This window comes from Chitinophaga sp. (genome assembly GCF_035564935.1).
Classification (GTDB): Bacteria; Bacteroidota; Bacteroidia; order Chitinophagales; family Chitinophagaceae; genus Chitinophaga.
The window spans coordinates 1-4,193 of sequence record NZ_DATMTE010001037.1; the positions used below are offsets into that span (position 1 = coordinate 1).

The following is a 4,193-nucleotide window of genomic DNA, read 5'->3' on the forward strand; positions in this document are numbered from 1 at the left end:
TGTAAGTTCTATCCATTCACCGGTGTTGGTTTTTATCCAGTGGTTACCGAAATATCCCTTGCGGCCAAGATGGCCGTTTTCAAAGGAGAAATTTTCCAGGAAAGAATTTAGTCCATATGTCCTATGGGATTTAAGTGGCGCATTTATTTTCGCCTTTCTTCACACGTTTCCGGCATAACCCTCTGCTACCAAATTTTCTGTTGTCTGTATAATTATTGGAACATAGCGGTTGTTCGCTCTGCTATTTTGGTTTAAATTCGGTAATCAATCCTGATAACATCAGCACATATGGCCTTCAAAAATAAATTGCCTATTCCCGGCGTGGTACAAGTATTAAACCCATTCAAGGTGAAGAAGCAACGTATCATGAACTTTAATCCGGCGGAAGGTGTAACTGCCAGAAAACCGGCGGCAGAAACCAAGATCACTGTTTTTGATTACAATATTAGCCTTTGTTCAGAGCTGGTGCTGGATAAAATAGAAGATACTTTCAGGTATGCAAATGCTCCACAGCTAAGCTGGATCAATATTGACGGCATCAGGAAAGAAGAGGTACATGCTATGTGTGAGCAATTCATGATACATCCTTTACTGGAAGAAGATATTTTAAGTACAGGGCAGCGGGCCAAAATGGATGAGATAAATGACCGCATGTTTTGTTTACTCCCAATGATTTACTTCAACAGTGAAACTTCGTCCATCGATCTGGAACAAGTAAGCATTGTACTTGGCCGGAATTTCGTGATCTCCTTCCAGGAAGATCCCGCCCGGGATGTATTTGATCCCGTACGTACCAAACTATTAATAACAGGATCCCGTATCCGCAACGGCGGGGCTGATTATCTCTGTTATTCATTGCTGGATGTAATTATCGACAACTATTTTATAGTAATGGATAAACTTGGGGAAAGGATAGAAATGATGGAAGACCTGGTGCAACATCAGCCCAACACCCGTACACTGGCGCGGATTAATTATTTACGCCGCCAGGTTTTCCTGTTCAAAAGGGCTATTGCACCGGTGAGGGAGCTGGTAAATGGCTTCCTCAAAAGCGAAAATGATCTGCTGGATGATAAAGTAACGAAATACTATAAAGACGTATACGATCACATCATTCAATGCAATGATCTTGCAGATAACTACCGGGACATGGTATTGAACTTACAGGAGATGTATCATACGCAGCTAAACCTGAAGATGAATGAAATTATGAAAGTGTTGGCGGTGGTAACTACATTGATGGCGCCGCCAACACTGCTCGCGGGGATCTACGGAATGAATTTTCAGCATATGCCTGAACTGGCATCCCCCAACGGATATTATTATACCCTCGGAGGTATGGGCATACTACTGGTGCTGATGATACTGATTTTCCGGAAACGTGGCTGGTTTTAAGCTTTCTTTTTGTATACCGGCACGGTAGAGCAAGGTTCTCCGTACATAATACTCTTCACTACCGGACGCAACAAACGGGTAATTTCTGCATAAGCGATTTCTCCCACCCGTTTATCGCCGCATCCCTTGATGACGATCCTTTTATCAACAAAGACAGAAACGTCAATTGCACCCAGGTTCCTGAGATACAGGGTATTATGTATAAATTCGGCGTTTCCGAACGCTGCATATGCCACAACCGGCTCCAGGTTGGTCATTACAAGCATATAGGCCCACAAAGGCACAACCGCATCTGCAGTGCATATTAATCCTACATTTTTTCCACGGTATTGCTCCCAGTCGTGCGATTGCATCGCGGCCCGGAAATCCTTTTCTTTCAGGATAAGTCCCATAAACAGGTAATCCTTTATATCAAACTCCACAATTTCTCCTTCCGGGTAAAACTGCTCCAGGTCAATCGTTTCCAACCCGCTCTGCGCTACTTTATTTATGATTTCGTCCATTTTTTCCATATTAGGATACAAATTTACGAATATCAGGGGAGGAATGTGAATAACGGTGAACCAGGGGCCAAAAACGGGAAGGGGAAGCATTACTGCTTCCCCTTCTCTTATGTCAGTAAAAATGTAGTGATTTAGAAGAATTTACCACGGGTATCCTTCACATCGCTTTTCTTTTTCAACACTTCAAACAGTTGCTGATCCAGCATGGATTTAATACCCTGTTCGTAAGCGGCCTGCTGAGAAGCGATATCCTGGGCCGGTTGACCAGATGGCTGGAAGCTGTCTACCTTAATTACATATACGCCTGCATTACCTTCAATTGGAGCAGATACTGCAGTGGTACCCCATTTTTTATTAAACGTTGCACCGGCAACACGTGGTTCAAAACCCAATGAAGCAATAAACGGAGTAGCGAAGGAAACGCTTTCTGCTTTGAGTTCCGGTTGGTTAGTCGCTTTGGCGGCAGCTTCAAGTGAGGCAGGAGTTTGCAGTTTGGCGATGATCTGCTCTGCTTTCTTATGCTTCTTAACTTCTGCTTCTACCTGAGGCCTTACATCAGCCAGCGGAGCAGTACCTTCCTTACGTACGCTGGTTAAAACAGCTACTACGTATTTGTCGTCGAAGGTAAATACTTTGCTTACATCTCCCTGTTTGGATTCATAAGCCCAGCGTACCAGTTCACGTGACTGTCCGATACCGGGTATTACAAAATCCATGGGACGTACATTGTCCGCAATTCTTTTATTCAGCTTTTCTGTTTGTACTGTTTTCTCAAAGGAAGCAGCATTTCCGCTCTTACCTGCAAAAGTACTGGCAGCGCTGAATGCGTTGTTATTGGTTTCTTTGCTGGCCTCTACAGATTTACCCAGATAAGCTACTTTAATAGCAGGACCAATATTCTTCTGATCCATAATTTGAATCACATGGTAACCAAACTGGGTTCTTACCACTTTAACCTGACCTTTTGAACCATCGAAAGCAAAATCCTTAAATTCAGGAACAAATTGGGAAGATGGAGTAAGATCATATTCTCCGCCGGTTTGCTTACTGCCCGGATCATCAGAAAACTGGTCAACCAGGGCTTTGAAATCAGCGCCGCCTTTAACTGCCAGTTCAAGGCTATCTGCACGTTTTTTAGCAACAGAGTCCGGTAAACCACCCTGAGCGCCGGAGGCGATGAGAATGTGACGAACCTTCACACTGTCAGGCATATTTTTACGATCCACCATTTTTGCAAATACAATCAGGTTGTTATCGTAATATGGTCCAAAAACAGTTCCCACCGGGAGATTCACGATCGAATCTTTCATAGGAACTTTAGCTTCGTTCTTAGAAACATATCCGTCGTAGTATTTAATATCGGAGTTGCGATTTATAAAACCGGCAATATTTCCACTACCTGTAGTATCCAGTTCCTGCTTCATTGCCATGATCTGCTGAATGGCTGCTGCAGAATCCGCAGCGGAAGGAATAGCATCAAAGGATACATATTCAATTTTGCGGGATTCTTCCACTTTGAACAACTGCTTGTGATCCTGGATAAAACGGTCCAGCTCCGCATCTGTTACCTTAATAGTAGAATCAGCAATAGTAGCGTAAGGAACACTTACATAAGATACTGTTGCTGTTTGGCTGTTATCTTTCTGCTGTTGTTCTGCCAACCATTTGGGATAATATATGCCTTGTTTAACAAGGGTCACATATTTCAAACGTTCCTGGTATTTGGCAATATAGCTTTCCAGCTGATGCAAGCCTTCGCGGATCTGCGGGTTGCTGCCGGCCTGTGAAATAGCCTGCTGTAAAGCATTACGATCAAACTGGCCGTCGCGGGTAAATTGTTGTACAACTACCGGGTTAGGGTTTTTACCTTTGATCTGGTCCACTACTTCTGCTTCAGTTACGTCGATACCCAATATTTTATACTGGGCCTGCATAATTTGTTCATTCAGAAATTCGTTCCAAACCTGCTCACGAATATACTGACGTGTTTGTTCGTCAATATTAGGCATTTGCTGACGCGCATTGTTTTCCGCGTCCTGAATACGACGTTGATACTCTGATAAATCGAGATCTTCACCATTTACTTTACCCACGCTCGTATCGCGGCGGGATAGCGAACTTTTGCCAAAAAAGGCATCCTGCAACAGGAAACTAACAATAGCCAGGCAAATCACTACAACGATCATGACGGCATATTTGTCCCTGATTTTCTGAATTACTGACATATATTATATAGTCTACATTTTTAAGGATAGCAAAAATAGAATAAATAAACTGTAACTGCAAAAGAGTATT

The 4,193-nt window shown here is 43.1% G+C and carries 4 protein-coding genes; 1 reads left to right on the forward strand and 3 read right to left on the reverse strand.

The window, feature by feature from the left end; translation table 11 throughout:
• Positions 1–147 (reverse strand): DUF3472 domain-containing protein (locus VN105_RS29855; RefSeq protein WP_414647269.1); only part of this gene is annotated, 147 nt, incomplete at its 3' end.
• 141 nt (positions 148–288) lie between these two features.
• Between VN105_RS29855 and corA the strand changes: the two genes are divergently transcribed.
• Complete coding sequence (gene corA / locus VN105_RS27005; protein WP_325646120.1) at positions 289–1,395, forward strand: magnesium/cobalt transporter CorA; 1,107 nt, start codon at positions 289–291, stop codon at positions 1,393–1,395.
• Here the strand turns inward: corA and VN105_RS27010 are convergent.
• Positions 1,392–1,898: a DUF2480 family protein gene (locus VN105_RS27010; protein WP_325646122.1), complete on the reverse strand. Its 507-nt coding sequence runs from the start codon at positions 1,896–1,898 to the stop codon at positions 1,392–1,394. The genes corA and VN105_RS27010 overlap by 4 nt on opposite strands.
• A 131-nt stretch (positions 1,899–2,029) precedes the next feature.
• A complete protein-coding gene (locus tag VN105_RS27015) occupies positions 2,030–4,123 on the reverse strand; it encodes a peptidylprolyl isomerase (protein ID WP_325646124.1) in 2,094 nt (697 codons plus the stop codon).
• Positions 4,124–4,193: the final 70 nt, after the last annotated feature.